Below are 26,247 nucleotides of genomic sequence, written 5' to 3'. Positions count from 1 at the left end.
GTGCCGGGTTGCGCCATGTGACGACGAAAAGCGAATCATGCTGTGGAGGAGAGGATCTGCTCGAATGCGCGCTGGAGGCGAACATTGACGAGCGTCGGGGCTAGGAAACACGAGATAGCGGACCGTAACAGTGGGCTTCCCGTAACGCCTGCCGAACGGAAACGGTACTCACGGAGATCGGCCCGGTCGAGATCCAGGTCCCGCTTGACACTGATACTTTATCCGATTCGTAGATCGTCAAGAAACGGCAGCGGGGGTTGACGGCGTCGACGAAGTCATCCTGTCACTCTCGGAAATAAATCCTGACCACAGGGCTTGGGGAAGGTTCATCGACGCCGTCTTCCCCGTAAGCGGGGGACCCCATTAAGATCCGATACGGACAGGTGCCAACCGACCCGACTACGTCGCCACCGGCGTGAACACCTCAGGCGACCCCGTAGTCGCCGTCGATGGCCTGGAAGTTCTGAATGTCGATCGCACCAAGCGCCGCCTCGCTCATTGGGACGAGACGTCGCGGGACCTGCTGCCGCCGACTCCCACGGCATGTCACCGAGGCCGCGGCCAAGGAGTGCTTTCCCGAGTCAGCGGCAGTTGGGGTCCGAAAGTATCCGGCGATCGTCCGGCGGTGGGAGAGAACGCCTGGTCTGGGTTCGTTCCATTCCTCGATCACGCCGATCCAGCGTCTGGATCCTCCGATGCAACAGCAGCGCATCGTCTCATTCGCTCCTGGATGACGGACACGAGCGCCGCGGGATCGACTGTCGCGAATCGTTGTCGAGCGGAGCTACTTTCCGAGCATCGACCCGCGGTCGCCCAGCCTCTCGAGTGCCGTCATTTCTGCCATCAGTTCAATTCTGTGGGGTGCGGTCCGGTCCGGCCGTCCCGCTCCAGCGTATCGATCGCGGCGAGTTCGACGTCAGAGAGTTGAAAGCCGAAGATGTCGAAGTTCTCGGCGATCCGTGACGTGGTCACAGATTTTGGGATGATTACACGTCCTTGCTGGAGGTGCCACCGCAGCACGACCTGGGCGGGTGAGCGATCGTGCTTTGCGGCGAGGTCGGCGAGCAGGGGATCTTCGAGAATTTTCCCGTGAGCAAGTGGGCTCCATGCCTCGGTGACGACCTCGTGGCGTCTATTTGCCGCCACTGTTGCGCGGTTCTGCAGTGCGGGGTGAAGTTCCACCTGATTCACGGCCGGCGGAATATTGCCGGAGGCGACGAGTCGGTCGATGTGTGCGGGCTCGAAGTTGGAGATGCCGATCGCACGAACCCGTCCGTCGGAGTGCAGCTTCTCGAAGGCCCGCCAGGTTTCGAGATAGAGATCGCGTCGTGGTGTCGGCCAGTGCACGAGGTAGAGATCGAGATACTCGAGGCCGAGCTTGTGGAGGCTCTGGTCGAATGCCTCGAGTGTACTGTCGTATCCCTGGTCGGCGTTCCACAGCTTAGTCGTGATGAACAGTTCGTTGCGAGGAAGACCGGACTCAGCGATTGCCCGTCCGACGCCCTGCTCGTTGTCGTAGATGGCAGCTGTATCGATGCTCCGGTATCCGACCTCGAGGGCTGTTGTCACTGCTGCGGTCGCCTGGTCGTCGGGTACCTGAAATACTCCGAAGCCAATTTGGGGCATCGTGATGCCGTTGTTCAAGGTGACCGTGGGGATGTGCTGATTTGCCATGGTGGTATGTCTTCCCGGTGTTGTGGATGGTTGAGGAGATCGGGGCTGGTGTGCACGGAGTGCGCCTCGGGAGCGGGTGAGGTAGCTGCTACGACAGCGCTTGACTACCGCAATCCTGGTCCGCTGGCCGGATACTGTGCCGAAGCCGTAGCCACACGTGAGGGACGAGGAGACGATTGCTGGAATCTGACTACTCGGCGGGATGTGAATGTCGCGAGCATGACGACGAGAGCTGCGATGGATCCGATCAGACTTGGGTGGTGTGCTCACTGTCACTGAGTGATTCGGCGAGAGCTGTGAGCCCGTCCGCATAGATTCCGCGGAAGAGGGTGATGGCCTCATCGTCGCTGATGCCCACAGGAGTGAACTCACCGGACCATTCGATACGCGAACTGTTCTCGTCATTCTGGTGAACGGCGAGGGTGGACGTGTAGTTCGTGACGGGGAACGGTGCCTGGAGAATCGAGTATGTGTAGAAATGCCGGCTATTGTCGAATGCTTCGAGGCGTTCGATAACGGTCTCACCGTCCTGCGTGGTGAGTGTGCGCACTCGTCCACCTTCGCTGAGCTTGCTGAAGGGGATGAATGGCAGCCAGTCGGGCAGAGCGTCGAAGCCGCCAATCAGCTCCCAGACCTTGAAGTCGGGAACTGGCAGCTCGATGGAAGTCGACGTGCGGGCCATGGTGGTTCTCCTTCGAAGGTGTTGTCAGCGGGGGAGGGGTGCGTTCGGGGCGATGAGTTCTTGTTCGCGAAGGTCTTCCCAGAAACGTTGCGGGACAGTCTCCGATACCGCGGCGATGTCTTCAGTGATTCGGCTGGGGCGGGTGGCGCCGGGAATGACGGCCGCGGTGGCGGGGTGCGCCAGGGCGAACTGGAGGGCGGCCGCTTTGATGCTGATTCCGTATTGCTCGGCGAGCGTCGTCATTCTGCGGACCTTCTCGACAATCTCCGTGGGGGCTTGCTGGTACTCGAAGTGGCTTCCGCCGGCGAGGATTCCCGAGCTGTACGGGCCACCGATGACGATGTCCACGCCCCGCTTCTGCGCGGTGGGCATCAGTCGTTGCAATGCACGCTCGTGATCGAGGAGTGTGTACCGACCGGCAAGCAGAAACGCATCTGGCTGTGGTTCATCCAGGTCGAGGGTGATCTCCAGCGGTTCGACTCGGTTGACTCCCAGCCCCCAGGCTTTGATGACACCCTCCTCGCGGAGTCGGGTCAGGACACGGAAGGCGCCAGTGCGCGCGCTCTCGTACTGTTGCAGCCACTCGTCGCCGTAGAAATCTTGGGCGATGTCGTGGACCCAGACGATGTCGAGACGATCGGTCTTCAAGCGTCCGAGGCTGTCTTCGATCGAGCGCATTGTCGCGTCTGCGGTGTAGTCATTGACCATTCTGTTGGGTCGGCCGTGCTGGAACAGCCCACCTTTCTCGCCGAGTTGTCGGTCGTAGGGGTCCTCGATTTCATCGAAGATGACCCTTCCCACCTTCGTGCTCAGGACGAAGTCTTCACGGGGATGGTCCGCGAGGACCTCTCCCAGTCGGATCTCCGCGAGGCCGGCGCCGTAGAACGGCGCGGAGTCGAAATACCGGATGCCCTGGTCCCATGCCGCTCGTACGGTCGCTGAGGCCTCCGCGTCGGGAATGTCGCGGAACATGTTTCCCAGGGGGGCGGTTCCGAAGCCCAGGGGTGAGGAAAGAAGTGGAGAGATGCTCATGATGTGCTTTCTGATCTGACTGGCGGCTCGCTGAAGCCCGCACCTTGCATGTTCGACGATAGTTGCCTGAGCCGATAGTTGCAAGCGCGGTATAAAGGCGATCGGGACGGAATCGTGTCGACACCGAACCGGGGCCGTGTCCACCACCGCGCGCCCAACTCGGATATCGCGTACCTGTTGACCGAGTCGGGGGCAGGGGCTACCGGAAAGGGTGTAGTTCTGTCGGCGGTACTCAGTCTCGTGTGCTGCCGCGGATGACCAGTTCGCAGGGGAACTCCACCGTCCTGAACGGGGCATCTGGCGTGGAGATGCGTTGCAGCAGGAGTTGTGCACCGACACGGGCCATTTCGCGACTGGGCTGGCGGACCGTGGTCAGGTCGAACAGGGACCACGATGCCATTTCGATGTCGTCGTAGCCGATGACCCAGCACTCCGACGATGTCCGGTTCGCCGTCTTCAGCGTGTCGAGTGCACCGAACGCCAGATAGTCGTTCGCGCAGAAGACTGCGTCGGGCTTGTTCTTCCGGGCGAGCAGGGTGCCCATCGTCGTTGCGCTGAACTCATGGGAGAAGTCCCCGTGGAACTGGTTGCGGGAGTGAACAGGGTGCCCGAGTTCACGCATTCGCGCGAGAAATCCTTTCGCGCGGTCGCGGGACGTGCTCGCCCGGTCGTCAGCTCCGATGAATGCGACCCGGGTACGGCCGTGGGCGACGAGGTACTCGGCGACAGCGGCGCCGCCGGAGTGGTTGCTGCTGGTGACCTTGTCGCAGTCGAGGCCATCGACGACTCGGTTGATCAACACGATGGGGCTTCGTTGTTGGACGGCCGCTTCGAGTTCGACGGATTCCTCGGTCGCAGTGGTGAATACGACCCCGTCAACTGCGCGTTCCCGGATCGCTTTCAGGGCGTCGTGGTGACTGCCACCGCCGGCGTTCCACACCACGACGCGCATTCCCGCGGTGTCCAATTCCTTGGTGAGTTCGTCGAGGATCTCGGAGTAGAACGGATTGGTCAGGTCGGCGACCACGACTCCGATGACGTTGCTTCGGCGCGTTTTCATCGCCTGCGCCCCGGCGTGTGGCACATATCCGAGGGTCTCCATCGCCTCGAGGACCTTTGCCCTCGTGGCGGGGGCGAGCCCTGGGTAGGACGACATGACCCGGGACACGGTGGCCTGGGATACCCCCGCAACGCGAGCTACGTCCCGACTCGTGACCATGTCGTCCTCCTCCACCCCTGTACAGCCCGGCCTACCTCCCCGTCGTGGGGTCGTGCTCCTCGCTCAATCCTCGGCGTAGCCGCACCAGCGGCGCCGTCTCCGGGGACCAGAGCGCACCAACGATTGTAATGATCGAGGTCAGCACCATGTATACGGCTACAAGCCAATAGCGGTCAAAGTTGGGACCGATGAGTGCGGTGGCGATGAGCGGCGCAAATCCGCCGGCCAGGACGGCAGCGACCTGCGGGCCGACCGAAGCGCCGGAGTAGCGCAGCTTCGGCTCGAACAGTTCCGTGAAGTACGCCGGTTCGACCGAGTAGCACAGGTCCCGGCCGACGTTGCAGGTCAGGATCAGCACCAGCAGCACTATCAGGAAGTCACCGGTTTGCACGCCCCAGAAGAACGGGAAGGCCATCAGCGCCATCGTCACTGCCCCGGCCAGCACTGTGTATCGGCGGCCCCACCGGTCGGAGATCCAACCCCAGAACGGGATGGTGAACAAGCCGAGTCCCGCCATGATCATCGTCGCGAGCAGGATGTCGTTCTTGCCGACAAGGATGGCGGGACCGTAGGCGAGCAGGAACGTGGTGTAGATGTAGTAATTCGCGTTCTCCGCGAAGCGCATCATGATCACCCGCGCGATGGTCAGCGGGCGGGTCTTGATGACCTTGACTACGGGCAGCTTCTCGATCTCACCCTTGGCCTTGATCTCCTCGAACACAGGCGATTCGGCGACCTTGCTGCGGATGTAGAACGACAACGCGATCAGCGCGAGCGACGACAGGAAGGGGATCCGCCAGCCCCAGGCCTCGAACGCTTCGTCCGGCAGCAGCCCGACGACGAGGAAGAAGGCGCCGTTGGCGAGCAGGGTTCCGGCCGGTACACCGATCTGCGGCCAGGAGCCGAAGAACCCGCGACGTTTCGCGGGCGCGTACTCGGTCGCCATCAGTGCGGCACCGCCCCATTCGCCGCCGACTCCGAGGCCCTGCACGATCCGCAGCAACACCAGAATGATCGGTGCCGCGATACCGATCGCCGCGAAGTTCGGCAGGCAGCCGATCATGAATGTTCCGAAGCCCATGAGACCGAGAGTCATCATGAGCATCTTCTTGCGCCCGATTCGATCACCGAAGTGCGCGAAGATGACCCCGCCGATGGGCCGGGCAGCGAAGCCGATCGCATAGGTGCTGAAGGACAACAGGATTCCCATGAATGGATCGACGTTCGGGAAGAACTGGCCGTTGAGGACGATCGCCGCGGCCACCCCGTACACGTAGAAGTCGTACCACTCGATGCACGAGCCCAGCACCGACGACACCATCGCCCGTCGGCGCATGGCGGGATCGACGGCCGGGGCTGAAGTCGTTTGGCTCTGCGGTGGGTCTGTCGACGCGTCGACACTCATGTGCGCTCCAATTCTCGAGGGGGTAGAGGGTGGCGCAGGTTACATATGACCGCGCTACGACGGACGAGTGTATACGTAGTCATCGAATTTTCCGAGGGGTTTCCAAAACTTTCTGAATACGTACCCAAACTCTCTTACCTGCGAGGAAGTCGAGATTGTTCCCAGGTTACGAGGCGGTGCAGGTGAACCTCGGGGCGGCAATCCTGTACGCACTGCCTGGGGCGTTGCACGGTTGAATGAATACGTATACAGTGCTGGCACGTGACCGGGACCACATGTCCTGCGTCAACTGGATTCGACACGGCGGGCAATCTGTTCGCCATTCACGCTATGGAGGAGTCTTCCCATGACGATTACCGCAGATCACAGGTCTGGAATTCGCACCGTGGACCTCAAGGTGCCCCAACGGGAGAGCGACGAGCGGGGGAGTACCTCGTCGGTGCGTTCGACCGTGGAGGACGTCATCGCGGACATCCGCCACCGCGGCGACGCCGCGGTGCGCGAGTACTCGGAGAAGTTCGACAACTACTCGGCGGACAGCTACCTGCTCAGTTCCGAGCAGCTCGACGAGATCGTCGCCCGGGTGCCGCGTCAGGTGATCGAGGACATCACCTTCGTGCAGGAGCAGGTTCGGGTGATGGCGCAGAAGCAGCTCGAGTCCCTGACAGATTTCGAGATCGAAACGCTCCCAGGTGTTTTCCTCGGGCAGAAGAACGTTCCCATTCGAGCGGCCGGCGCCTACATTCCCGGTGGCAAGTACCCGCTGCTGGCAAGCGCGCACATGACGATCATCACCGCCAAGGTGGCCGGGGTCGAGCGGGTGGCGGCGTGCACCCCGCTCATTCGTGGTGAGGTCCCGGACGCGACGATCGCTGCGATGCGGCTGGCCGGCGCCGATGAGATCTACCTGCTCGGCGGTATTCAGGCGGTGGCCGCTCTGGCCGTCGGCACCGAGACCATCCGCCCGGTCAACATGCTCGCCGGTCCCGGTAACGCCTTCGTTGCCGAGGCCAAGCGTCAGCTGTTCGGCGAGGTCGGCATCGACCTTTTCGCCGGCCCGACCGAGGTGCTCATCGTCGCCGACGAGCACGCCGACCCGTTCATCGTCGCCGTGGACCTGCTCTCGCAGGCCGAACACGGCCCCGACTCACCCGCGGTCCTGATCACCACCAGCGAGGAACTCGGCCGCGCCGTGATCGAGCACATGGATACCATTCTGGTCGACATGCCCACGCGCGACTTCGCCGAGGCAGCATGGCGGGACTGGGGCGAGGTCCGGGTCGTCGAGGATCTGGATCAGGCGTACGCGCTGGCTGACGAGTACGCCTCCGAGCACGTGCAGATTCTCACCCGGAACCCGCGCGAGGCGCTCGAGAAGATGCACGACTACGGTGCCCTCTTCCTCGGCGAAGGAACCTGTGTTTCCTATGGAGACAAGGTCATCGGCACCAACCACGTGCTCCCTACGCGTGGGGCGGCCCGCTACACCGGTGGTCTCTGGGTCGGTAAGTACCTGCGCACGGTGACCTACCAGGAGGTGACCAACCCCGAGTCGAGCGCATTCTTCGGTGAACTGTGCGGTCGCGCGGCCCGCGTGGAGTACTTCGAGGGCCACGCCCGATCCGGCGACGTCCGCGCCGCCAAGTATCGCGGAGAGGCGCTCTCCTGGTCCGACCACCGCTTCACCAAATAGGGGAATCGTCATGACCACCTTCGATTTGAAGGGCAAAACTGCCCTCGTCACCGGGGCTGGTCGGGGCCTCGGCAAGGCCATCGCTGATGGTCTTGCCGAGGCCGGCGCGGTGGTCTACGGCACCACCCGCAGCCGTGAGACCGCCGAATCGGTCTCCGCCCGCTACGGCACCCCTGCGGTGACACTCGAGATGACCGACACAGCCTCGATTCGGCGTGGTGTCGCGGAACTCCTCGATGCCAGCGGCGGCATCGATCTGCTCGTCAACAACGCCGGCATCAACATCCCCAAACCCGCCATCGAGATCACCGACGAGGACTGGGACTCGGTCCTGGACACGAACCTGCGCGGCAGCTTCTTCCTCACCACCGAATTCGCCACATCATGGCTCGCGTCCTCGACCCCCGCGGCGGTGGTCAACATCGCCTCCCAGGCCGGGCTGGTCGCCATCGAGGAACGAGCCGCCTACGGCACCAGCAAGGCCGCTCTCATCCACTTGACGAAAGTGCTTGCGCTGGAATGGGCGTCGAGCGGAATCCGGGTCAATGCGGTGGCACCGACCTTCGTTCGCACCGAACTGACCGAGTCGACCCTCAGTCGCCCGGACTGGGCCGCAGAGCTCCAGTCACGGATCCCCATGGGGCGCTTCGGGGAGCCCGAAGACATCGTCGGCGCGGTCATCTTCCTTCTCAGCGACGCTGCCTCACTCGTCACCGGCCACACCATCGCGATCGACGGCGGCTACACCATCCGATAACCGCGCCCCGCCGGCAACCTACGTCGCACTCTCCAGGCGAACCCCGCCGCTCCTCCCGGAGTCCGAACTCGAAAGTAGAAGTGATGGCCAATCTAGACACGATCTCACGCACCAGTGTCGTGGGGTCCGGGTACATGGGCGGAGGAATAGCACACGTTCTCGCCTTGGCGGGATATCCCGTCGCCCTTGCCGATGTCGACGCGGCGACCGCCGAGAAATCACGAGATCGCCTGATCACCCAGGCGGCGCAATACGAATCTCTCGGCCTGTTCCCGGCCGACGCTGCCGCCGCGATTGCGGACAAACTGAGTGCGGCACCGTCGATCGAGCACGCAGTCTCCGACGCCGACTACATCACCGAAGCGGTGCCCGAGATCGTCGACGTCAAGCTGGAAACTCTGCGCCGGATATCGGGATCAGCGCGACCGGAGGCGATCATCGGCACCAACACGTCCGCGATACCCATCGACGAACTCGCCAAGGAAGTCCACGAACCGTCCCGCTTCCTCGGCGTGCACTGGATGAATCCGGCCACGTTCATTCCCGGTGTCGAGCTGATCGCCAGTACCTACACCGATACCGAGGCAGTCGATGTCGCCGAACTGTTCGTTCGATCCCTCGGGAAGATCACCGCCCGGGTTGCCGATGCTCCCGGCTTCGTCGCCAACCGTCTGCAGTTCGCGCTCTACAAAGAGGCGTTGGCGATCGTCGAGGAGGGAACTGCGACACCGGAGCAGGTCGACGCGGTCGTCAGCAACACCTTCGGCTTCCGCCTCGCCCTCTTCGGGCCCTTCGCGATCGGCGACATGGCTGGACTCGACGTCTACAAAGGTGCCTACGAAACCCTCGAGCAGGCCTTCGGGGAGAGGTTCGCCGTCCCTGAAGTCCTCACGACCCTGGTCGAGCAGGGCCGGCTCGGCGTCAAGTCGGGTCGCGGTCTGCTCGACATCGCCGAATCGGACAAGGACGCACTCCTCGCATACCGGGACAATGCGTACGGACGCCTGTCCGCGCTGCGGGCCGACCTCGGACCAGCGCCCGGACTGTAACGGCTCAGCACAGCACTACACCACACGCGGCTCGCTACCCGCCCGATGAGGCGGGTGGCGAGCCGGTGCACACCACCGCATCCCGGTGCGCAGACATGGCACCGCCATGCGGAAACCATGTCGGTGTCGAACAGCCCGACGGCGGTTACTGGATGCCGTTATTCGTCGACCTTGTCGACGGAGCGGAACTGATCGACCTAGTGGTGGAACGTATTCGGTCGGCCATCCGCACCAGACTATCGCCGCGCCACGTCCCCGACGAGGTGTTCGAGGTCCCCGCCCTTTCCCGCACGCTCACCGGGAAACGTCTGGAGATCCCCGTCAAACGGCTACTTCAGGGAGTTCCCGTCGAGCAGGTGATCAATCCCGCCGCTGTCGATCGCCCACAGGCTCTCGCGTGTTTCGCGCCCCGGGCGAGCGCCGATTCACATGGCTGACCGCCGACGCAGGTTGTCCGGCACGGAGCGGCTCGGCATCTCAGGGCAACTCGTCCGCGTAGCGCCCCAGGGCCCCGGGGCGGGGGAGGGAAGGGAACCGAAGACGAAAAGGCCAATGATTCAAGAGCGGACCAACTCTGCCGATCGGCGTTGTGCGTGTGCGACTGGGGAGCAGACCTGAGCTCTCTGGTCCCAGTTGTCGCCGGCGCTGAGGGCCTGCCAGTCTGGGCGGCGGGTTGGGGATCCTGCCGTCCGGAGGTGCTTGCTGCACTCGACGCGGTCTGCGCCCGGACGATGCCGCGGCCGCTATCGACATAGGGGGCGCGGCCAACTTCTACGCCCTCCTGCGGCGGCTCGGCGGCTTCGAGTCGAGATCATCAAATCGGAAGCCGCATACGTCATGTCGCAGTTGACCTCCCACCGCGAGCGACGAGGATCCCAGTGAAACCTGGGCGCCGGGCTGACAAATGCGCCGAGCCTCAGGGACTCGCATCCGGATCAGCCGATGGGTTGAGGCATCCGCACAGTTCGGTAGCTGCAGGTCAATTCGTCGGCTGTGGCCGGATCCTGCATCGTGACCTTCCATGAATCGGCGAACTGATTCACCCCGTGACGCATGGAGATCGTGCCCGATACCAGCACGGTTCCCGGCTTGTGCAACCCTTGCTCCCGAAGGACGTCGAGCCAGTATTTCGGAGCGAGGAGATCGGCCAGCGTCCCGGTCTGGATCAGGGTGGACGGTTCGCCGTCACCTTGACCGACCCATGCCGTCAGGGTGATGTCATCGAGGCGATCGGAAATCTCGGACAGCCGCCATGCGCGGGTACCGAGTACATCGGGTGCGGCGTTCTTGCTCCACGCCACGCTGTGCACTTCGAGGTCACGGTCGGTGTGGTCGCAGGCCACGGTCAGCAGAACATCGTCGTCGGTGATCACGAGTGCCCACTCGGCTTCACCCGAGGTCTGGCCGTGCTGCACGAAGACCTCGGTCGTCTGCTGCGCGAGGTAGGGGGAGATGGGGTACATCGCGGGGATGGTCGCGGGTGCCGGTACACCCAACTCTGCGAGTTCGGCGATGTGTGACGCCACCTCTTCCTGGTTCCGGCCGGCGTAACCGGCGTTGAGGAGTGTCGTGACCTCGACGGTTTCGACTGTGCCGTCCGGCAGGGTGAACGTGAGTTGCGACATGGGTAGAGGCTCCTGACTCCGGGCCTCTGGTTCCGGTCGGGACCAGGGCCGATTGTTACTTTCTTGTTTTTTCTGCGCCGAAGGGGTTGCGCATACGTCTTGTATACAGCAAGTATGTGACTAGTACAACGGCGTCGGTGAGCTGAACCACAGCACGGGCCGAGTCGTACGGGACAAGAATCCAACCCACAAGGAGTTGCCATGATCGGAGAGTCCACCTCCGTCGGTGCAGACAGACCCGCACCCGTCGACAAGAAGGGTCTGGCAAAGGCGTTCGCCGCCAGTCTCACGGGTACGGCGCTGGAGTGGTACGACTTCGCGGTCTACTCGGCGGCGGCCGCGTTGATCTTCCCCCAGATCTTCTTCCCGGACAGTGATCCCCTGACGGGGACCTTGCTGGCGTTCTCCACGTACGCCGTCGGCTACGTGGCGAGACCGATCGGCGGGTTCGTCTTCGGACGCCTCGGGGACGTGATCGGACGCAAGCAACTGCTCGTCATCACCTTGCTCCTGATCGGTGTGACGACCTTCGCGATCGGTCTGCTCCCCGGTTACGACCGGATCGGTGTCGCGGCTCCGATCATTCTCGTGATGTTGCGATTCGCCCAGGGTGTGGCGGTCGGTGGCGAATGGGGCGGCGCCGTCCTGCTATCGAGTGAGTACGGAAACCCACGCCAACGCGGCTTCTGGTCGTCGGCAGCTCAAATCGGTCCTCCCGCCGGAAACCTGATGGCCAACGGCGTACTCGCCATACTCACCGTCTCCATGACCGAGGCCCAGTTCGAGTCCTGGGGATGGCGACTTGCCTTCCTCCTGTCCGCCCTGTTGGTCGGCTTCGGTCTGTGGATTCGCCTGAAGCTCGAGGACACCCCCGTCTTCAAGGCACTGCAAGAATCTGGCGACCGCGCCGAGGCCCCCATCCGCGAGGTGTTCACGACGCAGACCCGTCCGCTTATTGCTGCCATCTTGTCGCGCATCGCGCCCGACGTGATCTACGCCCTGTTCACGGTATTCGCGATCACGTATGGAACCCGGAAGCTCGGCTTCGATCGCGGCGAGGTACTGACCGCGATCCTGATCGGCTCCGCATTCCAGCTCGGCCTGATTCCTCTTGCGGGGGCCATCTCGGATCGCATCAACCGGCGTCTGGTCTACGCCGTCGCCGCCGTCGGCGGTGTCGCCTGGAGCGCCATCTTCTTCGTCGTCATCGGTGGCGGCTCGTTTCCGCTGCTCATCGTCGGGGTGGTTGTCGGGTTGGGGTTCCACTCGTTCATGTACGGTCCGCAGGCCGCGTTCGTGACCGAACAGTTCACGGTCGCGTTGCGCTCGACGGGCAGTTCACTCGCCTACACGATCGCCGGCGTCTTCGGTGGCGCCATGGCACCGCTCATCTTCACCTACCTGCTGAGTGAGACGGACAGCTGGGTGCCGATCGCCGTCTACGTGCTGATCGTCGGCGCGGTGACCCTGGTCGGCCTCGCATTGGGACGTAACCCCGATCCCACCGAGGACGAGCACTATGCGTTGCTGGCGATCGAGAACGCTAGGCACGCAAGAGAATCTGAAGCGTAACCTCGAGGTGATTGTTGATCTGCTCGTGCACCAGGCCCTCGTCGCCGACTTCGAACGCGTCGATGATGGCCTGGTGCTCGGCGCACACCTTGTGCTGCCGGTCGGACGCGCTGAAGAGGGCCGTCATGCCGACGCGGAGCTGGCGCGCGCGCAGTCCGGCGTAGGTACGCGAGAGCAGCTCACTGCCGGCCGAATCGATGAGGAACTGATGGAAACGCCCGTCCCAGTCGATGAACGCACGGGCCGCTTCCGCACTCGGATCGCTCGCGAACTGTTCCTGCTCGGCCAGCGCGGAACGCATCGCCTCGATCGGCACCCGTCCCGCCCCCAGCGCCCGGCTCGCGGCGTGCCGTTCGAGCACGCCGCGCAATTCCATCAACTCCGCGATCTGCCGCCCCGACATGGCCGGGACGTGCGCTCCGCGCTTGGGCACCATCTCGACGAGGCCCTCCGCCTGGAGCATCAGCAACGCCTCCCGGACGGGAGTGCGGGACACCCCGATCCGCGTCGCGAGGTCCTGCTCGCTGAGGAACGAACCCGTGGCCGCCGGCGCCGTCAGCACCTGATCCCTGACGTACAGATAGGCTTTTTCGCGACCCGACAACTCGGTCGCCGAACCCTCGATCCCACCTATTTCCTGCATACAATATGTATACACCAGAGTGTGTCCAATGAGGAGCATCCCAGTGACGCTCCGTATCAGTCTCGCCCAGATCCCCAGCTCGACTGACCCCGCGGCCAACTTGGCGACGGTGGAGAAGCGGGTGACGGCGGCCACCGAGGCAGGTTCCCGGCTGGTGGTGTTCCCCGAGGCCGCGATGAACGCTTCGGTGGTCCGCTCGCCGACGTCGCGCAGCCTCTGGACGGTCCCTGGGCCGACGCCGTCCGCGAGTGCGCCGCCCGAGCAGGGATCACAGTCGTCGCCGGAATGTTCACACCCGCCGACGACGGCAGGGTGCGCAACACACTCCCTGTCACCGGTATCGGCCTCGCCACCTGCTACGACATCCGCTTTCCAGGGCTGTTTCAGACGCTCGCCGATCGCGGAGCCTCCCTGAACGTGGTCGCCGCGTCCTGGGGCGCAGGTCCCGGCAAGGTCGACCAATGGACGCTCCTCGCTCGGGCGCGGGCACTCGACTCCACCACCACCTTCGTCGCGGCGAGCGATCAGGCCGACCCGACCGCCTCGGGCGAGAAGATCCACGGCACGGCGCCACTGGGCGTCGGCCACGGCATCGTTCTCGCCCACGGGAGATGTTCTGGGACAACTCGATTCCGGCCCGGGAATCCTCACCGTCGACATCGATACGGATCTCGTCACACAGGTTCGCACGACCCTTCCGGTACTGGCGAACAGGCGGCACTGACGACAGCCGCCCGCACACTGCCCGGCATGGCGTTCATGAGCCAGGCCATCTCGCACGGCATGCTCCCATGGTTGGCCTCGTGAGTAGCGTTGCATGTCGTGAACGCCCGGTCGGCGGCCGGCGCGGCGGGTCCGCCGGCGTCGACGGAACCGGACAAACTCGCGCGCTCCCGTCAGGGTGAGTCACGCGCAACGACGACGGACCAGACCTTTCCCGCTCGGCCCCCTGGGAAGGGCGGTGTGTCCTCGCGGCTGTGCCACGCCGACATCGACCCGGCTCTCGCGCGGGAGCTGACCTACTGTTTTTGGCCGGCATCGCGGTGTATCGAGTCGGCGAGGCATCTGGCGGCATGGGTGCGGGGCCGCTTTTGCCGTTTCCTGGGTGGGGGAGTGGTTTCGACGATATCTGTCGAAAAGCTGTCACGAAGCCGATCAAAGGATCGCCAATCCTCCGGGCGTCGCATACGGATGTCCTCGTGTACGCGTCGATGCACGCAAGCAAACACCACAATATGTGAATACCCGTTCCAGAGTGCTTGCGGCACGCTCGCCGTGCGGGTCCGCGGCTGTTCAATTGCCGAGTTCAATCACCGCGTGTCGGCTCAATGCCAGTGTAGAACCACTTTCCGAGAGGAAACTCGCATCCGATCGATGGTCCAGCGGCACGCTGTCTGCGAGGGTCCGGTGTTCGACCCTTGACAATCCGTCGGAAAAAGTGAAAAGTCGTTTGTCATGGGAGAACTTAAGGTGCCCCAGATCGAGGAGTTTCTCGACGGGGCTCGGCAGTGGCTGAGTAGCAACGTCAACCCGCGGCCACCGCGTGGTGCGCTGGTGTGGGGAAGTGGGCTCGACAAGGTCTCGCTCTTCCGCGACAGTTGTCCGGAAGAGGAACGCGCCCAGATCGATGCCGTTCTGGCGTGGCAGCGCGCGAAGTTCGACGCAGGCTACGGCGCGATCAGCTACCCGCCGGAGTACGGCGGAGCGGGACTGCCTCGGGCGTACGAGTCTGCCTTCCGGCGACTCGAGCGCAGCTTCGCCATCCCGGCTGTCGCAGACGTGGCGTCGATCAGTCTCGAGATCGAGGCGCCCACGATCTTGACGCTCGGTACAGAGGAACAGAAGAGACAATGGCTGCCGAAGCTCCGTCGGGGTGACCTACTTTGTTGCCAACTGTTCTCCGAGCCTGGTGCGGGCTCTGATCTTGGTTCGATCGCGCTGCGTGCGAACCGTGCCGGAGACGATTGGATCCTCGACGGACAGAAGGTGTGGACCTCCGGCGCGCAGTTCGCCGACCTTGGCTATGTCATCTGCCGCACCTCCAAGGACGTGGACAACAAGACAGCGTTCACGGCGTTCGTGGTGCCGATGGACACCCCCGGAGTGACCGTCCGGCCCCTGCGGCAGATGACCGGCGGTGCCTGCTTCAACGAGGTCTTCTTCGATGGTGTGCGAGTGTCGGATACGGCCCGTATCGGTGAGGTCGGTGGCGGCTGGAAAGCCATGATGACCACACTCGGCTTCGAGCGAGCCTCGGCGGCCGAGGGCGGCGGCGGCGCCGGGCCCGACGTGATCGGCCGGATGATGATGACCGCGCAGCATCAGGGGCTCGATTCGGACCCACTGGTCCGGCAGTCCCTGGCAGACGTCTACGCCGTCAACAGAATGCGTTCTTGGACGTCGCATCGCGCGGCAGCCAACGCGAAGGCCGGAGTTCCTGGGCCGGAGGGGTCGATTTCCAAACTGACGATGACCCGATGGATGCAGTCGGTCAGCGAGCTGGCCACGACGATGCTGGGACCGTCTCTGGTGGCCGACACCGGCGAGTGGGGCACTTTTGCCTGGTCCGAGTTCGTGTGCTCGTTCCCGGGTGTCCGTCTGGGCGGCGGCACCGACGAGATCCAGAAGAACACGATTGCCGAGCGTGCACTCGGATTGCCGCGTGAACCGCGACAGCCGGCACCGGCGTCGGCAACGGGCCGTTCGTAACCACCAACCACGTGAGCTCTCGAGAGCTCCAGTACTTTCGACAATCTGTAGGAGAGTGAAGATGGCTCAGCGCACCTTCGTCATCGGTGTCGGTATGACCAAGTTCGAGAAGCCCGGGGCCCGGAACTGGGACTACCCGGAGATGGGAAAAGAAGCCGGTCAGGCCGCTTTGGATGATGCGGGGATCTCGTACGATCTCGTGCAGCGAGCGTTCGGCAGCTACGTGCACGGCGATTCGTGCTACGGCAACCGAGCACTCTACGAGCTCGGGATGACGGGGATTCCGATCGTCAATGTGAACAACAATTGCGCCTCAGGCGTTTCCGGGCTGTACATGGCCCGCGAAGCAGTCAAGTTCGGGCAAGCCGATTGCGTGATGGCGGTGGGGTTCGAGAAAATGAACAGCGGCGAAATTCAAATGGCCTTCGCCAACCGCCCGTCCCCGTTGCGCAAGCAGATCAAGGCGATGTGGACGCGACGGGGCCGCCAGTCCACACCGATCGCCGCCCAAATGTTCGCCAACGCGGCGAAGGAGCATTCCGAGACCTATGGCACCCCCGCAGAGACATGGGCGAAGGTTTCGGTCAAAAACTATTCGCACGCGGTGAACAACCCGCGGTCGCAGTTCCGGACGGCCCGTTCGCTCGATGAGATTCTGGCCGCGCCGATGATCAGCGATCCGCTCACCCGGATGATGTGCTGCCCGACCTCGGATGGCGGCGCGGCCGCGATCGTGGCCAGTGAGCGCTTCGTCGAGCAGCACGGCCTGTGGGACAAGGCTGTCGAAATCGCCGGAATGCACATGGTCACTGATACCCCGGACACCTTCGACGGGACCGACAAGGCAATCGTCGGGTGGCACATGAACCGGAAAATCGCGGAGGCGGTGTACGAGGAGTCCGGCCTCGGCCCAGAAAACGTCCAAGTAGTCGAGTTGCACGACTGCTTCGCGCCGGCCGAGGTCCTGCTGTACGAGGCCCTGGGTCTGTGCCCAGAGGGCAAGGGCGGCGACCTTCTTCTCTCCGGCGGCACCACCTACGGCGGCCAGTGGGTTGTGAACCCGTCCGGCGGCCTGCTCTCCAAAGGCCACCCGCTCGGAGCGACGGGCCTGGCCCAATGCGCCGAGCTCACCTGGCAGCTACGCGGTGAAGCCGACAAACGGCAGGTCACCGGGGCTACCGCAGCTTTGCAACACAACCTCGGACTGGGTGGCGCGGGTGTCGCCGCCGTATACAAGAAAGTGGGCTGAAGCATGAAAACACTTGATGGACGTGTCGCTGTCGTCACCGGCGCCGGGGGCGGCCTCGGCCGCGAGGAGGCGCTGCTACTGGCCGCCGAGGGTGCCGGAGTGGTCGTCAACGACATTGCCGGCGCGCAGGGTGTAGTCGACGAAATTATCGCCGCCGGCGGCAAGGCCGTCGCAGTCGAGGGCAGCGTGTCCGACCTCGCGGTCGGGAAGGCGATGGTCGATGCCGCAGTGGATTCGTTCGGCGACCTGCACATCATCGTCAACAATGCCGGGTTCATTCGGGATGCGTTGTTGGTCAACATGACCGAGCAGGAGTTCGATTCGGTCATCGACGTGCATCTGAAGGGTGCTTTCGCGCTCACCAAGGCTGCCGCCACGTATTGGCGGGGGCAGACGAAGGCAGGGCAGGAGGCTGACCGGTCGATCGTCAACACCACTTCCGGCGCCGGTCTGCACGGTAACGCCGGCCAGTTCAACTACTCGGCTGCGAAGGCCGGGACCGCCATGATGGTGATCTCTGCCGCTATCGAACTCAAACGGTTCGGGGTGCGCGCCAACGCAATTGCGCCCGTTGCCGGTACTGCACCGGTCCTCGCCACCCCGGGGCTCGGTGAGGCCATAGCCAACGCGGCCGCGGCCAACGGATTCGACCGCTTCGATCCCACAAACGTCGCACCGCTGGTCGGCTACCTGGCAACGGCGGACTGCCCGTTCACCGGACAGGTGTTCTCGGTGCACGGTGGGCATGTCGGCCTCTACCAGGGCTGGCACATCGCCCACGAACTCGACCGTGAGTCGCGATGGACGGTGGGTGAGCTCGCCACCGAGCTCGCCGTCTGGCCGACCCGAGTCAAGGTGAACCGCCAAAAGGTCGCCCTCTAAACCCAAGGAGCAGTACTCATGAGCTATACCATGCCGATCGAGCTCGGGAAGATCCGCGAGTTCTCCCGTGCCGTGAAGACCAAGAACCCAGCGCACAAGGGTGAAAGCCCCGTCGTCCCCCCGACCTTCCTCGTCAGTTCGCGCACATTGTGGGAGCCGGTTGCCGAGTCCGGCATTGCCAAGTTGGGTTTCGACATGCGACGGATCCTTCACGGTGAGGAGGAGTACATCTTCCACGGTCCGCTTCCGCGGGCGGGGCAGGTTCTCACCTGCGAGGCGAAGGTCACCGAGACCTACGAGAAGCCGGGGAAGCGCGGTGGCAGCATGCGGTTCGGTGTTGTCGTCACCGAGTTCCGCGACGAGCAAGGCGCATTGGTCGCCGAGGCACGCAGCACCCTGGTCGAAACCGAGAAGGCACCGAAGAAGGTCGAGGGCTGAAATGACCATTACCACCGATTCCGGAAAGATCGAACTGAAGGTCGGCGACAAGGCCGAACCGAAGACATATGCCCCGCTGACGCGGACCGACTTCGTCAGGTATCAGGGTGCCTCGGGTGACTTCCATCCTCTGCACCACGACGAATTATTCGCGAAGGCAACTGGTTTCCCCTCGGTGTTCTCGGTTGGAATGTTGCAGGCCGGACTGCTGGCGACGTACCTCACCGACTGGATGGGGGTCGAGCAGTTGCGGCGCTTCAAGGTGCGCTTCGCCGACCAGGTTTGGCCCGGTGACGAGCTGACGTGTTCGGCGACCGTGACCGACGTCGTCAACGCGGACGGCGGGACCCGGGTCACCGTCGAACTGCGGTGCATGCGTCAGACGGGTTCGACCGCACTCGAAGGGGACGCTGAGTTCGTCCTGGTGTAGCCCTGTGGCACGCCCCTCGGTAGCCGCCGACGGTGCCGGACGAGCGTGGACGTCCCTGGCGGGTACCAGGGACGTAACCCCCGGGCCGACTCCCGCCCGAACGACGAATCGTGAGAGGAAGACATTCATGGAATGGGTCTACAGCGCGGAGCAGGAAGAGCTTCGCAGCACCGTGAGGCGCTTTCTCCAGGAGAAGGCCCCGATGAACGAGGTCCGGCGCCTGGCGGAGACCGACGGGGGCTACGCGCCCGAGGTATGGCAACAGATGGCGGAGCAACTGGGGCTGCAGTCGATGGCCATTCCGGAGGAGTACGGCGGCGCCGGCTTCAGCCTCGTCGAGTTGACCATCGTCCTTCAGGAGATGGGGAGAGGGCTGTTTCCGTCCCCGTACTTTGCAAGCGTTGTGCTGGCGGCATACGCGCTGCTGAACTCCGGCGACGATGCGGCGAAGAAGGACCTGCTGCCGGGGATCGCATCCGGCCAGACGATTGCCACACTCGCATTGACGGAGGAGGGTGGCAGCTGGGACCTGCGCGCGCTCACCATGAGTGCACGTCGCGATCGGGAGGGCGGCTATCGGCTCGACGGTCGAAAGACGTTCGTGCTCGACGGGACTATCGCCGACCTGATCGTGGTGGTAGCGCGGACCGAGCGGGGACTGAGCCTGTTCACTGTGGACGCGGACGCGGCGGGACTCGAGCGCACTGCGCTGTCGACGCTCGATGGCACTCGCAAGCAGGCCCGACTGGACTTCGACGGCACCCCAGCCAGGCTCATCGGTGTGGATGGTGGCGCGCAGGGCGGTCTCGTCGAGACGTTGGACACCGCTGCCGTCGCGCTGGCCGCTGAGCAGATCGCCGCTGCGGAACGGTGCCTCGAATTGAGCGTCGCGTACGCAAAGGAACGCGTCCAGTTCGGACGGGCCATCGGTTCGTTCCAGGCCGTGAAGCACATACTCGCAGACATGTTCACGCAGATCGAGTTGGCCAAGTCGGCGGCCCACTATGCTGCGTGGCAGGCCGTCGAAGACACCGACGAGTTGCCGTCGTCTGCGTGCATCGCGCAGGCTTACGCCTCCCAGGCATTTTGGGACACCGCGGTCGAATCCATCGAAGTCCACGGTGGCATCGGTTTCACCTGGGAGCACGACCTGCACCTGTATTTCAAGCGGGCCAAGACGTCGCAGGTTCTGCTCGGCACCCCGGCCTACCATCGGGAGTTGCTGGCGCAGCGCATCGGACTCGACAAGCCCATTCCGGCAGCCTGATTCGGGACCGAGGAGATGTCCGAGATGCCCGGTTCGTTCACGAGGACGCAGACGAATACCGTCGACGCGGCCCCCGCAAGTTCCTTCCTGGAGGCCACTGCGGTCGAGTCCATTGGTCCGGGACGATTTGCGGCGCAGGTCGATCCGGCGTGGAGTGCGCGCGGTAAACCCAACGGAGGCCTTCTGCTGTCGATTGCCGCTCGGGCTGTGATGGCGGTGACCGGTCGCCCCCATCCGTATGCGGTCAGTGGGTCCTTCGTCCGGGCACCGGACGAGGGACCGGTGGAGATCCGCGTCGAGGTGCTCAAAGCCGGACGCCAGGTCGCACAGGTGCGTGCCAGCCTGTGGCAGCGTGGCGCGGTGGTGCTCGACACGCTGATCGTGGTCGGGGACACCCCTGACAGCACTCCGGCCTGGCGCGAGATTCCCGATCCCGTGCCCGCGCCCTACGCGATGTGCGTGCCGTTGGCCCGTCAGCCGGGTCGTACCGGCCTGGTCGAGCGAGTTGACATCCGGTACGACCCTGCTGCAGCGCCCACCCGCGGCAACCCGGTTCCCCGCCGGACCGGCATGGGCGACGCCCATCTTCGTGGGTGGGTGGAGTTCTCGGACGGCAGCGCACCGGATGTGCTGGCGGCGCTGCTCATGGCGGACGTGCTGCCTCCCTCCGTCCACAACCTCGGCCTGCCCGGCTGGGCTCCGACCGTGCAGATGTCGACCTATCTGCGGGCCGTGCCCGCTCCGGGTCCTCTCGCCGTGTCCGTCTCGGGCCGGCTGCTTTCCGGCCGCTGGTTCGACGAAGTGGCGGACGTGTACGACGTGGACGGGACGCTGGTCGCGCAGACCCGTCAGATCGCTCTGGTCGCGGGTCGTGCTCCCGCCCACAGCCGTGGGACGGAATCGCTGTGACGGTCGAGATCACCGGCCGGCAGCAGTGGCAGTCGTGGCAGTCGAACCTGCTTCCCGTGGTTGAACAGGTCCAGGACGGACTCTGGTCCATCCCCGTCCCAATTCCCGACAACCCGTTGCGCTACACCCTGGTTTACGCGCATGAGACTGCCAACGGGTTGGTACTGGTGGATGCTGGCTGGGACAGTGAGGAAACCTGGAAGGCGTTGGTCGCGGGCATCGCGGTCACCGGCTATCGGCCCGCGGATGTCGAGGGGGTGCTGGTCACCCACTACCACGCCGACCACTATGGACTCGCGGAACGCATCCGGGGGGTGTCCGGCGCCTGGGTTGCGATGCACGTCCGGGACGCCGAGGTCCTTGCGAACCTTCCGACTGATCGGGGCACCTGGGAGCGGAGGGTGGCGGAACAGCTGACCACCCACGGTTGCCCGGAGGGGCAGGCGCGTGCGGCTGCGGGTGAGATGCAGCTGGGGCGGTTCGTCGGTCGAGGCGTGCCGGATCGGCTTCTCCAGAACGGCCAAACCCTCGAGGTCGGCGGTGTGGAGCTGCGGGTGGTGTGGACCCCGGGGCACAGCCCCGGGCATTCCTGTTTCCATGCGCCGGACCGGCGGGTGTTGTTCTCCGGTGACCACGTGCTGCCCCGGATCACGCCGCAGGTCGCGGCGATGGATTCTGATGCGGCCGAGGATCCACTGACGGACTACCTGGGTTCACTCGAAAGGGTGAGGCTGGCGGACATCGAGGAGGTCCTGCCCGCGCACGAGTACCGCTTCCGCGGACTGGCCTCCAGGCTTCAGTTCCTGGCTTTGCACCACACTGAGCGACTGATCGAGCTCGGTGCCGCCGTGAGTGCTCATCCCGGTTCTACCGCTTGGGAACTGTGTTCCGTGCTGACCTGGTCCCGGCTCTGGGAGACCTTCAGTCCCCTTTCCCAGCGTTTCGCCCTCGGTGAGACGCTCGCTCACTTGATCATGCTGCGCGCTCGCGGCGAGGTGATCGGTCTGCCGTCGCGGCCGGTCCGGTGGTACACAGCGGCCGGAGGCTGCACCTGGTGATCGGCGTCCGCCCGGGTGCGTGCGTTCGACCCTGTCCGCGCAGGACTGTCCTCAGTTGGCCCCGGGCAAGGCGGCGAGCGGGTGGGCGTCAGAAGCACGATCGGCGAGCAGGAACTTCAACGCCAGGTCGCCGGTCGTGTGGGCGGTGGGGCGCCCGCGGCGCATCAGTCCGATCTCCTGAATCGCATTGATCACGGCGCCGAGCAGCATGCTCGCTTCTTCGTCGTTCAGGTCGGGCCGAACCTGGGTGATGACTGCGACGCAGACCTGCCGGTAGTCCGAACGGTGTCTGCTGATCCGCGCTCGGTCAGAGTCGGGGAGGGCGTCGCTCTCCCGATTCAGAACAGAGATGATGTCGGCGTTGTCGAAGACGGTCTCCGCGTAAGCCCGCACGATGTGAACGAGGGCCTCATCCGCGGAGCGGGCCGAGGCGAATGCCGCATCCAATGCGCAGGCGATCTTTCCGGAGGCGTAGTCGCATGCGTCGACCAGAATGTCGGCTTTGCTCGAGTAGGTGCCGTACACGGTTGGGCCGGAGATCCCTGCTGCCTTGCCGATGTCGTCGATGCCCACCCCGTGGTAGCCATACATGCGGAACAGGGAAGCGCTGGTGTCGCGGATCTCCTGGCGTCGTGACCGGGGTGGCAACCAGTCCGAGGGTCGAGTCGGTTCGACGAACGCTGGAGGTTGGTCGATCGGCGTGAGGACAAGGGCTAACAGCGAATTCGTGAACAGATCCTCCACCCGTGTCGGAGCCAGAGAGGTCTTGCTCCGGGCGAGATTCGCGAGTGCACCGTTGAGTGCGCGCCGACGAACTGCTGCCTCGGTCGGCGAGGTGCCGGGACCGGGACCGGCGTTACGGAGGGCGTCCTCCCAGAGTTGCGCCAAGTGCCGCTCTTTTTGGCGTAGCTCCTGCTGAGCTGTGTCGGACAACGAGTGCCACTCGCGTAGGGTGATGGCCACCTGGGCTGACTGGGACTGCGCGAGGGAAACCGCGTTTCGGATGGGTTTGCTCAATCGCGTTTCCGTCCGCGTGTGTTCGGCGGGCGGGTCGGGGAGTTCGCCTATCGCGGCGATGAAGGCGTCCATACACGTGGACACGATGCTTCGCAGGATGTCCTCTTTGCCGCCGGTGAAGTGCCGATACAAGGCACCCGGTGTGATGCCGACATGTTCGGCGATGTCGGCGAGACCGGTACCGGCATAGCCGTGCTCCGCGAACAGGTCCGCGGCAACCCGCCCGATCGTGGCGCGACGGTCCTTGGGGCGACGGGCGCGATTCGTTGCGCCGGCCCCGGACGGCCCCGAGGTCGAGGTGTCGCCGTTGTTCTGCGTCATGCTGCTCCCGCTCCTGTAGCTCTGCGGACCTGAATATAGGCCCCTGCGCCGACTCGACGCAGCCTCGCGTCTCAGAGTATTCGAAGTGTCATTCGGTTGGGCAGCAGCGTCCCGGACTTCGACCACCATGCGGGTGCGCTGGTCGGTGACTGCTCGGCTGGTCCAGCCGGGCCGTTCTTTATGCGACACAGTCGAATACAGACGAGCCGCTCCATGGTCGTTGTATCTGTGACTTGCTGTCCGGCTAGGAGTTTCGACTTTGTTTGTAAAGCAACGTTCTGTCGTGGGTTCGAGTGTCGTGCGTGTTCCCCGTGCAATCTCATGGTTGTGGCACCTGTGCAGATATAGTCTAACGATACATTACTTGAGACGTACTTTTACGCCAGCATGACCCAAGTGTCGTGCGCCAAGGGTGCGATACCACTATTTTTCGCCAAAAATGCTCGCTGCACCTCCAGGGTATTGTAACTAACGACAATTTACTTATAGGGTTGGGTGCGTCCCCTGTCCGGGACGGACCATCGCACATCCCTCGTTTGAGCAAGGAAAGTAGACACCCATGGGAACCCTCGACAACAGAGTCGCCATCGTCTCCGGATCCGGGCGCGGAATCGGCCGAGAAATCGCCCTGAAACTCGCCTCCGAGGGAGCGAGGGTCGTTGTCAACGACCTCGACGAGATTCCGGCGAAGGACACCGTCGCAGACATCCAGGCGGCCGGCGGCGACGCCGTCGCCTGTGTCGGGTCGGTGACCGAGGAGGGCTTTGCGACGCGATTCACCGACAGCGCGATCGAGGCCTTCGGCGGGTTGGACATCATTGTCAACAATGCGGGCTACACCTGGGACACCGTGATTCAGAAGATGACCGACGAGCAGTGGGACGCCATCCTCGATGTGCATCTGAGGGCGCCGTTCCAGATCCTGCGTGCCGCGCAACCGTACATCCGCTCGAACCCCACCGAGTACCACCGCAAGGTGGTCAATATCTCCTCGGCGTCGGGTGTCTTCGGCAGTGCCGGGCAGGCCAACTATGCGTCGGCAAAGGCCGGGCTCATCGGGCTCACGAAGACGCTCGCCAAGGAATGGGGCCGCTACAAGGTGAATGTCAATGCTGTCGCATTCGGTTGGATCCTCACTCGAATGACGGAGGCGGTCGTGGGGCAGGGGGATGCGTTCGTGGACATCGACGGCCGCAAGATCAAGGTCGGCGTCAGCGAACAGTTCGCTGCCAGTGCCGCCGCCACGATCCCGGTTGGGCGGCCCGGGACTCCGCAGGAAGCCGCCGCCGCCGTCTACATGCTGTGCACGAAGGACGCAGACTATGTCTCCGGGCAGTGCCTGAACGTCAACGGCGGCAAGGCCTGACGCGGCGCGTCACATACAGGTGTCGCCCCCGACCGCCGGTCGGGGGCGACACCTGTATGTGACGGACTTGGGTCCTCACTCGGTCTAGAGGTACATGTCCTTGGCGATGATCGTCTTCATGACTTCGTTCGAGCCGGCGAAGATTCGGCTGACGCGGGTGTCGGTGTAGAGGCGGGCGATGGGGTACTCGAGGATGTAGCCGTAGCCGCCGTGCAGTTGCAGGCACTTGTCGATCACCCGTCCGGCGACCTCGGTGCAGAACAGTTTCACCTTCGCGGCGTCTGCCGCGCCGAGCGCGTGTGCGTCGAAGAGCTCCACTGCCTTGTCCACCATCGCTTGGGCGGCTTCGACTTCGGCGGCACATTCGGCGAGGACGAACTTGGTGTTCTGGAAACTTGACAGTAGCTTGCCGAACACCTTGCGCTCCTGAACATAGTGGGTGGTGAAGGCGATTGCCGCCGCGGCTTGGGCGAAGCTTGTGTATCCGCAACCCAGCCGCTCCTGGACGAGGTTGTGAGTGAGGTAGCTGAACGCCATGCCCTCCTCCCCGAGGAGGTTCTCCGCGGGGACGGTGACGTCCGTGAACGACAGTTCGGCGGTGTCGGATGTGCGCATACCGATCTTGTCGAGGGTGCGACCGACCTCGAAACCCTCACTCTTGGTGTCGACGCACAGCAGAGACAGTCCCGCACGCCGATCGTCGGCAGCCGCCGGGGATGTGCGGCAGACGACAATGATCAGGTCAGCCTGGGCGCCGCCGCTGATGAAGGTTTTCGCGCCGTTGACGACGTAGTGGGAACCGTCAGCGGACAGGGTTGCGTTGGTGCGGATTCCGGCGAGATCGGAACCTGCCCCGGGTTCGGTCATTGCAAGGGCCGTCATGATGTCGCCGGACATGAATCCGGGCATCCACCGTCGACGTTGTTCGTCGGTGCCGAACTCGAGGAGGTAGGGGAGGCCGAGTAGAAGATGAGCGCCGGCCGCGCCGAGGCTGACTCCCACCCGGGATACTTCCTCGGCGACGACGGCCTGGTACTTGTACGAGCTGATTCCAGCACCGCCGTACTGCTCGGGGACTGCGATGCCGAAGTATCCGATGTCACCGAGCTTGCGATACAGATCTCTGGGTACCATTCCGTCCCGCTCCCACTGGGCGTAGTACGGAACGACCTCCTTGGCGAGGAAACCGCGAATTGATTCGCGGAAGGCATGGTGATCTTCGGTGAAGAGCGTTCGCTGCATCGGGCATT

Annotated in this window: 23 protein-coding genes and 1 pseudogene; 15 read left to right on the top strand and 9 right to left on the bottom strand. The window is 64.0% G+C overall.

Annotated features, from left to right (window positions below):
* Window positions 1–843: 843 nt before the first annotated feature.
* From DTA22_RS02635 to DTA22_RS02615, 5 genes are all read right to left on the bottom strand, one after another.
* Window positions 844–1,674, bottom strand: a complete 831-nt coding sequence (locus tag DTA22_RS02635) for an aldo/keto reductase (protein WP_112298412.1) — start codon at window positions 1,672–1,674, stop codon at window positions 844–846.
* 247 nt (window positions 1,675–1,921) lie between these two features.
* On the bottom strand, window positions 1,922–2,356 hold the full coding sequence (locus tag DTA22_RS02630) for an SRPBCC family protein (protein ID WP_037231729.1): 435 nt from the start codon (window positions 2,354–2,356) through the stop codon (window positions 1,922–1,924).
* Between the two features lie 24 nt (window positions 2,357–2,380).
* Window positions 2,381–3,535, bottom strand: coding sequence for an aldo/keto reductase (locus DTA22_RS02625; protein WP_245973230.1), 1,155 nt, complete (start codon window positions 3,533–3,535; stop codon window positions 2,381–2,383).
* Window positions 3,536–3,620: 85 nt separating this feature from the next.
* Complete coding sequence (locus DTA22_RS02620; protein ID WP_037231851.1) at window positions 3,621–4,607, bottom strand: LacI family DNA-binding transcriptional regulator; 987 nt, start codon at window positions 4,605–4,607, stop codon at window positions 3,621–3,623.
* Window positions 4,608–4,638: 31 nt separating this feature from the next.
* Complete coding sequence (locus DTA22_RS02615; protein WP_037231731.1) at window positions 4,639–6,012, bottom strand: MFS transporter; 1,374 nt, start codon at window positions 6,010–6,012, stop codon at window positions 4,639–4,641.
* Between the two features lie 346 nt (window positions 6,013–6,358).
* Between DTA22_RS02615 and hisD the strand changes: the two genes are divergently transcribed.
* The 4 genes from hisD to DTA22_RS02595 all read left to right on the top strand — a co-directional run bounded on the left by hisD (window position 6,359) and on the right by DTA22_RS02595 (window position 9,948).
* A complete protein-coding gene (hisD, locus tag DTA22_RS02610; RefSeq protein ID WP_112298410.1) occupies window positions 6,359–7,705 on the top strand; it encodes a histidinol dehydrogenase in 1,347 nt (448 codons plus the stop codon).
* A gap of 10 nt (window positions 7,706–7,715) precedes the next feature.
* Window positions 7,716–8,462 carry an SDR family NAD(P)-dependent oxidoreductase gene (locus tag DTA22_RS02605; RefSeq protein ID WP_112298409.1) on the top strand — a complete coding sequence of 249 codons (747 nt, stop codon included), beginning with the start codon at window positions 7,716–7,718 and terminating at the stop codon, window positions 8,460–8,462.
* An 83-nt stretch (window positions 8,463–8,545) separates the two neighbouring features.
* Window positions 8,546–9,511 carry a 3-hydroxyacyl-CoA dehydrogenase family protein gene (locus tag DTA22_RS02600; RefSeq protein WP_160118483.1) on the top strand — a complete coding sequence of 322 codons (966 nt, stop codon included), beginning with the start codon at window positions 8,546–8,548 and terminating at the stop codon, window positions 9,509–9,511.
* 95 nt (window positions 9,512–9,606) lie between these two features.
* Entirely contained in the window at window positions 9,607–9,948 is a 342-nt protein-coding gene (locus DTA22_RS02595) for a hypothetical protein (RefSeq protein ID WP_037231737.1), read from the top strand.
* Window positions 9,949–10,446: 498 nt separating this feature from the next.
* Here the strand turns inward: DTA22_RS02595 and DTA22_RS02590 are convergent, their stop codons facing one another.
* Window positions 10,447–11,136 (bottom strand): DUF2848 domain-containing protein, encoded by a 690-nt coding sequence (locus tag DTA22_RS02590; RefSeq protein ID WP_112298406.1) that lies wholly within the window; start codon window positions 11,134–11,136, stop codon window positions 10,447–10,449.
* Between the two features lie 201 nt (window positions 11,137–11,337).
* Here DTA22_RS02590 and DTA22_RS02585 point away from each other — a divergent pair, with 201 nt between their 5' ends.
* Window positions 11,338–12,708 (top strand): MFS transporter, encoded by a 1,371-nt coding sequence (locus tag DTA22_RS02585; protein ID WP_037231739.1) that lies wholly within the window; start codon window positions 11,338–11,340, stop codon window positions 12,706–12,708.
* Here DTA22_RS02585 and DTA22_RS02580 read toward each other — a convergent pair.
* On the bottom strand, window positions 12,680–13,351 hold the full coding sequence (locus tag DTA22_RS02580) for a GntR family transcriptional regulator (RefSeq protein ID WP_037231740.1): 672 nt from the start codon (window positions 13,349–13,351) through the stop codon (window positions 12,680–12,682). The two genes, DTA22_RS02585 and DTA22_RS02580, sit on opposite strands and share 29 nt — an antisense overlap.
* A 28-nt stretch (window positions 13,352–13,379) precedes the next feature.
* Between DTA22_RS02580 and DTA22_RS02575 the strand changes: the two are divergent.
* From DTA22_RS02575 to DTA22_RS02535, 9 genes and pseudogenes are all read left to right on the top strand, one after another.
* A pseudogene (locus DTA22_RS02575) lies at window positions 13,380–14,075 on the top strand (nitrilase-related carbon-nitrogen hydrolase).
* Between the two features lie 731 nt (window positions 14,076–14,806).
* The gene (locus tag DTA22_RS02570) at window positions 14,807–16,060 is read left to right on the top strand and encodes an acyl-CoA dehydrogenase family protein (RefSeq protein ID WP_112298405.1); all 1,254 of its coding nucleotides are present in this window, start codon (window positions 14,807–14,809) and stop codon (window positions 16,058–16,060) included.
* 61 nt (window positions 16,061–16,121) lie between these two features.
* Window positions 16,122–17,309 carry a lipid-transfer protein gene (locus DTA22_RS02565; RefSeq protein ID WP_037231741.1) on the top strand — a complete coding sequence of 396 codons (1,188 nt, stop codon included), beginning with the start codon at window positions 16,122–16,124 and terminating at the stop codon, window positions 17,307–17,309.
* 3 nt (window positions 17,310–17,312) lie between these two features.
* On the top strand, window positions 17,313–18,191 hold the full coding sequence (locus DTA22_RS02560; protein WP_112298404.1) for an SDR family NAD(P)-dependent oxidoreductase: 879 nt from the start codon (window positions 17,313–17,315) through the stop codon (window positions 18,189–18,191).
* An 18-nt stretch (window positions 18,192–18,209) separates the two neighbouring features.
* Complete coding sequence (locus DTA22_RS02555; protein ID WP_037231742.1) at window positions 18,210–18,629, top strand: FAS1-like dehydratase domain-containing protein; 420 nt, start codon at window positions 18,210–18,212, stop codon at window positions 18,627–18,629.
* Window position 18,630: 1 nt separating this feature from the next.
* Window positions 18,631–19,059, top strand: a complete 429-nt coding sequence (locus tag DTA22_RS02550; RefSeq protein WP_037231744.1) for a MaoC/PaaZ C-terminal domain-containing protein — start codon at window positions 18,631–18,633, stop codon at window positions 19,057–19,059.
* 127 nt (window positions 19,060–19,186) lie between these two features.
* Complete coding sequence (locus DTA22_RS02545; protein ID WP_112298403.1) at window positions 19,187–20,326, top strand: acyl-CoA dehydrogenase family protein; 1,140 nt, start codon at window positions 19,187–19,189, stop codon at window positions 20,324–20,326.
* Window positions 20,327–20,350: 24 nt separating this feature from the next.
* Window positions 20,351–21,235 (top strand): thioesterase family protein, encoded by an 885-nt coding sequence (locus DTA22_RS02540; protein ID WP_181910936.1) that lies wholly within the window; start codon window positions 20,351–20,353, stop codon window positions 21,233–21,235.
* Window positions 21,232–22,293 (top strand): MBL fold metallo-hydrolase, encoded by a 1,062-nt coding sequence (locus DTA22_RS02535; RefSeq protein WP_218027695.1) that lies wholly within the window; start codon window positions 21,232–21,234, stop codon window positions 22,291–22,293. Before DTA22_RS02540 ends, DTA22_RS02535 begins: the two co-directional genes overlap by 4 nt.
* 51 nt (window positions 22,294–22,344) lie before the next feature.
* Here the strand turns inward: DTA22_RS02535 and DTA22_RS02530 are convergent, their stop codons facing one another.
* A complete protein-coding gene (locus DTA22_RS02530) occupies window positions 22,345–23,760 on the bottom strand; it encodes a TetR/AcrR family transcriptional regulator (RefSeq protein ID WP_081792340.1) in 1,416 nt (471 codons plus the stop codon).
* Between the two features lie 430 nt (window positions 23,761–24,190).
* Between DTA22_RS02530 and DTA22_RS02525 the strand changes: the two genes are divergently transcribed.
* Entirely contained in the window at window positions 24,191–24,997 is an 807-nt protein-coding gene (locus tag DTA22_RS02525; protein WP_037231748.1) for an SDR family NAD(P)-dependent oxidoreductase, read from the top strand.
* An 84-nt stretch (window positions 24,998–25,081) separates the two neighbouring features.
* Here DTA22_RS02525 and DTA22_RS02520 read toward each other — a convergent pair whose 3' ends face one another.
* Window positions 25,082–26,239: an acyl-CoA dehydrogenase family protein gene (locus DTA22_RS02520; RefSeq protein WP_037231750.1), complete on the bottom strand. Its 1,158-nt coding sequence runs from the start codon at window positions 26,237–26,239 to the stop codon at window positions 25,082–25,084.
* Between the last annotated feature and the right edge of the window lie 8 nt (window positions 26,240–26,247).

The organism is Rhodococcus wratislaviensis, from assembly GCF_900455735.1.
GTDB lineage: Bacteria > Actinomycetota > Actinomycetes > Mycobacteriales > Mycobacteriaceae > Rhodococcus_F > Rhodococcus_F wratislaviensis.
This window is presented reverse-complemented; position numbering and strand designations above follow the sequence as displayed.